Raw genomic sequence first — 4,835 nt, forward strand, 5'->3', positions numbered from 1 at the left:
GGACCAACTCCACGTCGAGGAGGCCTCGTCGGACGCCGGCGTCCTCGCCGAGCTGGACCGGCTGAAGGCCGCCCTCCGCCCGGCGCTGGCCGACGACGGCGCTCCCCAGCAGATCGCCGCACGACTGAGGGAACTGCTCGATCTCTGTGAGGAGGCGTCCGGCCGGGACAGCGCGGCCCCGGCCGACGACGTCGACCTCGAAGCGGCCACCGACGAGGAGCTCTTCGCGCTCTTCGACGAGCTCGAATGACCGGGCAGCCGACCTCGCCATCGACCACACCATCACCGAAAGTTGGGACTCACGTGAGCGCCACCAACGAGGAAAAGCTGCGCGACTACCTCAAGCGCGCGATCGCAGACGCCCGCGACGCCCGGAACCGGCTGCGCGAGGTGGAGGAGAAGGAGCAGGAGCCGATCGCGATCGTCGGGATGGCCTGCCGCTACCCGGGCGGGGTGCGCTCGCCCGAGGACCTGTGGCAGCTGGTCTCCGACGGCGTCGACGCCGTGTCGGAGTTCCCCGTCAACCGCGGCTGGAACCTCGACGAGCTCTACGATCCGGACCCTGAGCGCGTCGGCACCTCGTACACCCGCGAGGGCGGGTTCCTGCACGACGCGGACCTGTTCGACCCGGCGTTCTTCGGGATGTCGCCGCGCGAGGCGCTGGCCACCGACCCGCAGCAGCGGCTGCTCCTGGAGACCGCCTGGGAGGCCCTCGAGCGGGCGGGGATCGACCCGGCCGGACTGCGCGGCAGCCGGACGGGCGTGTTCACCGGTGTGATGTACAACGACTACGGCTCCCGGCCGCAGCTCCCGCCGGAGGAGTTCGAGGGGTACCTGTTCAGCGGCAGCGCCGGGAGCATCGCCTCCGGCCGGGTCTCGTACACGCTGGGCCTGGAGGGGCCGGCCGTCGCGGTCGACACGGCGTGCTCCTCCTCGCTGGTGGCGATGCACCTCGCGGCCAGTGCCCTGCGCTCGGGCGAGTGCGACCTCGCCCTGGCGGGCGGGGTGGCGGTGATGTCCACCCCGACGGCCTTCGTGGAGTTCTCCCGGCTGCGCGGGCTGTCCGCGGACGGCCGTTGCCGGTCCTTCGCGGCCGCGGCGGACGGTACGGGCTGGTCGGAGGGTGTGGGCCTGCTGCTGGTGGAGCGGCTGTCGGACGCCCGGCGCAACGGGCACGAGGTGCTGGCGGTCATCCGGGGTTCGGCGGTGAACCAGGACGGTGCGTCGAACGGGCTGACGGCGCCGAACGGGCCCTCGCAGGAGCGGGTGATCCGGCAGGCGCTGGCGAGTGCCCGGCTGACGGCGGCCGACGTCGATGCGGTCGAGGCGCACGGGACGGGCACCCGGCTGGGCGACCCGATCGAGGCGCAGGCGCTGCTGGCGACGTACGGCCAGGAGCGGCCGGAGGGCCGCCCGCTGTGGCTCGGTTCGCTGAAGTCCAACATCGGCCACTCCCAGGCGGCGGCCGGCGTCGGCGGCGTGATCAAGATGGTGCAGGCGATGCGGCACGGTGTCCTGCCGAAGACGCTGCACGCGGAGGAGCGTTCGCCGCACGCCGACTGGGCGGCCGGCGAGGTCGAGCTGCTGACGGAGGCCCGGTCGTGGCCGGAGACGGGGGCGCCGCGTCGGGCGGGTGTCTCGTCCTTCGGGTTCGGCGGGACGAACGCGCACGTGATCCTGGAGCAGGCGCCGGTGGCGGAGGAGCCCGTCGTTGAGCCGGCGGCCGCGCTGCCGGTGGTGCCGTGGGTGGTGTCGGCACGCACGCCGGAGGCGCTGTCGGCGCAGGCGGAGCGGCTGGCGGCGTTCGTGGGCGAGCGGGAGGACGTGTCCGTCGCGGATGTGGCGTTCTCGCTCGCGACGGGTCGTTCGGCGCTGGAGTACCGGGCGGCGGTGGCCGGTGGTGATCGGGAGGCGCTGCTGGCGCAGCTGGGCTCGGTCGCGCCGGTTCGTGCGGTCGGCGGGCGTACGGCGTTCCTGTTCACCGGGCAGGGTGCCCAACGTGTCGGTATGGGCCGGGAGTTGCGCGAGGCGTTCCCGGTGTTCCGGGCGGCGCTCGACGAGGTCTGTGCGGAGCTGGACCCGCTGCTGGAGCGGCCGTTGGCCGAGGTGATCGCCTCGGGGGAGCGGCTGGACGAGACCGGGTTCACCCAGCCCGCGCTGTTCGCGATCGAGGTCGCGCTGTTCCGGCTGGTCGAATCCTGGGGCGTGCGCCCCGACTTCCTGGCCGGGCATTCGATCGGTGAGCTGGCGGCCGCGCATGTGGCGGGTGTGCTGTCGCTCTCCGACGCGGCGCGCCTGGTGGCCGCGAGGGCGCGGCTGATGCAGGCCCTGCCGTCGGGTGGGGCGATGGTGTCGGTGCGCGCTCCGGAGGAGGTGGTGCTGCCGCTGCTGGCCGGGCGCGAGGCCGTGGTCGGCATCGCGGCGGTGAACAGTCCGCGCTCGGTGGTGATCTCGGGTGTCGAGGACGAAGTCCTGGCGGTCGCCGCCAAGTTGGAGGCCGACGGCCACAAGACCACCCGGCTCACGGTCAGCCACGCCTTCCACTCGCCGCTGATGGACGGCATGTTGGAGGAGTTCACCACCGAGGCGGACAAGCTCGCCTTCGACGCCCCGAGGATCCCGGTGGTGTCGACGGTGACGGGCCGGCTCGCTTCGGGTGAGGAGCTGCGCTCGGGCCGCTACTGGGCCGAGCAGGTCCGCGGCGCGGTCCGATTCGCCGACGCTGTAAAGACTTTGGCCGCTGAGGGCGTCACGACCTTCCTGGAGCTGGGCCCGGACGGAGTGCTCACCGCACTCGCCCAGGGCACCCTGGACTCCGGCGACCACACCCTGCTCACCGCCGTCCGCCGGGACCGGCCGGAGGCACACAGCGTGGTCGAGGCCCTCGGCCGGCTGCACGCCCACGGTGTCCCGGTCGACTGGCCGGCGTTCTTCGCGGGCTCCGGCGCCCGCCGCACCGACCTGCCCACCTACGCCTTCCAGCGCGAACGCCACTGGCTCGACCAGACGTCCGCGCCCGCCGACGCCCGTGGCCTCGGCCTGAGCGCCGCCCGGCATCCGCTCCTCGGCGCGGCCATCGAACTGGCCGACGGCGACTCGGTGGTGCTGACCGGCCGACTGTCGCTGGACAGCCACCCGTGGCTCGCGGACCACCGGATCCTGGACACCCTGATCCTCCCCGGCACGGGCTTCGTGGAGCTGGCCGTACGAGCCGGCACACAGGTCGGTTGCGCCCAGGTCGAGGAGCTGACCCTGTCGGCGCCGCTGGTGCTGCCCGAACGCGGCGGTGTCCAGCTCCAGCTGGTGGTGGCCCGGGCGGACGAGGCCGGGCGGCGGTCCTTCGACGTGTACTCGCGTCCCGACGACGACGGCGAGCTGCCGTGGATCCGGCACGCCAGTGGGGTGCTCGCGGCCGAGGCCGTCGCTGCCGGTTCTGCGGACCTGCTGTCCTGGCCGCCGGCCGGCGCCGTCGAGGTCGACCTCGGTGATGTGTACGGCCAGGCGGCCGACCGGGGCTACGGCTACGGGCCGGCGTTCCAGGGGCTGCGTCGGGTGTGGCGAGCGGGGGGCGAGCTGTTCGCCGAGGTCTCGCTGGGCGAGGGGCAGCGCACCGACGGCGGACTGTTCGCTCTGCACCCCGCGCTGCTGGACGCGGCGCTGCATCCGCTGCTGCCCGGTGTGGTCGACGAGGACCGTACGACCGCCCTGCCGTTCTCCTGGTCCGGCGTGAGCGTCCTGGCCGCCGGGGCGACCGCTCTGCGCGTGCGGATCTCCCCGGCCGGGCCGGACGTGGTGTCGCTGGCGGTGGCCGATGGTGCGGGTGCGCCGGTGGCGGTGGTCGAGTCGCTGGTGCTGCGTCCGGTGTCGGTGGACGGTCTGCGCCAGACCGGTGTTCGCGATGGGTTGTTGAGTGTGGCGTGGCGTCCGCTGGAGGTGGCGGGTGCCGCCGCTGACTGGGCGGTGCTGGGCGCGGATCTGGGGCTCGGTGGAGCAGTGTTCCCGGGTGTCGGTGAGGTCGCGGAGGCGGCGCCGTCGGCGGTGCTGGCGGGGCTGCCCCGGCTGGACGGTGCCGAGGTCGTGGGCGCTGTTCATGAGGTGACGGCCGGTGTGCTGGGGCTGGTGCAGGGGTGGCTGGCCGAGGAGCGGCTGGCGAACTCGCGCCTGGTCGTGATCACACGCGGAGCGATCGCGGCCGGTCCGGAGGGCGTCGCGGACCTGTCGCAGGCCGGCGTCTGGGGCCTCCTGCGCAGCGTGCAGGCCGAGAACCCGGGCCGCTTCGTGCTGCTGGATCTGGACACCGAGACGCCGTCGGCCGAACTGGTCGCGGGCGCTTTGGCCTCGGGCGAGCCGCAGTTGGCGGTGCGCGGTGACGAGGTGCTGGTGCCGCGCTTGGCCCGAGTGACGGCGGGTGCGGTGTCGGAGGGTCCGGAGTGGGGCCGGGGCACGGTGTTGGTGACGGGTGCGACGGGTGCGTTGGGTGGTGTGCTGGCGCGGCATCTGGTGTCGGTGCACGGGGTTCGTCGGCTGGTGTTGCTGAGTCGTCGTGGTCTGGCGGCTGCTGGGGCTGCGGAGTTGGTGGCGGAGCTGGCTGAACTCGGGGCCGAGGCGGTGGTGGCCGCTGCGGATGCGGCGGACCGTTCGGCGCTGGCCGGGGTGTTGGCCGGGATTCCGGATCTGTCGGCTGTGGTGCATACGGCGGGTGTGCTGGATGACGGTGTGGCGGTGTCGATGTCGCCGGAGCAGTTGGAGCGGGTGTTGCGGCCGAAGGTGGACGCGGCGTGGAACCTGCATGAGCTGACCCGGGAGTTGGACCTGTCGGCGTTCGTCCTGTACTC

Annotated in this window: 2 protein-coding genes; both read left to right on the top strand. The window is 73.5% G+C overall.

Annotated features, from left to right (window positions below; all coding sequences use genetic code 11):
• Positions 1–250: hypothetical protein (locus J0670_RS30320; protein ID WP_374223195.1), on the top strand; the 250-nt coding region annotated here is incomplete at its 5' end.
• A 53-nt stretch (positions 251–303) separates the two neighbouring features.
• On the top strand, positions 304–4,835 hold a 4,532-nt coding region (locus J0670_RS30325; protein ID WP_307806764.1), incomplete at its 3' end, for a type I polyketide synthase.

The sequence above is a fragment of the Streptomyces sp. FH025 genome, assembly GCF_017427025.1.
Classification (GTDB): Bacteria; Actinomycetota; Actinomycetes; order Streptomycetales; family Streptomycetaceae; genus Kitasatospora.